This window comes from Pseudomonas sp. SIMBA_068, assembly GCF_046534705.1.
GTDB lineage: Bacteria > Pseudomonadota > Gammaproteobacteria > Pseudomonadales > Pseudomonadaceae > Aquipseudomonas > Aquipseudomonas putida.
Genome location: NZ_JAWRYI010000922.1, coordinates 1 through 258 on the forward strand (window position 1 = coordinate 1; position 258 = coordinate 258).

Annotated in this window: 1 pseudogene; it reads left to right on the top strand. The window is 56.2% G+C overall.

Features of this window, described 5'->3' with window-relative positions:
• Positions 1-258, top strand: a pseudogene (locus SB756_RS32085) (hypothetical protein); the annotation flags it as partial.

Genomic DNA, 258 nt, shown 5'->3' on the forward strand with positions numbered 1-258 from the left:
GCAGCCATTTCTCAGGCGAAACCGCAGAAAGGCTCGACGGTAATCAGTGAAAACGGCGCTACCACCATAAATCCGGATACTAACGGCGATCTCTCCACGCTTGCTCAGCTTCTTTCCGGCTTTAGCGGTACGGCGGTTGGTGTGGTGAAAGGCGACTGGATGGCGCTGGTGCAGGCGGTTAAAAACGACTCCAGCTCTAACGTGCTCTCCACGCCGAGCATCACCACGCTGGACAACCAGGAAGCCTTCTTCATGGTG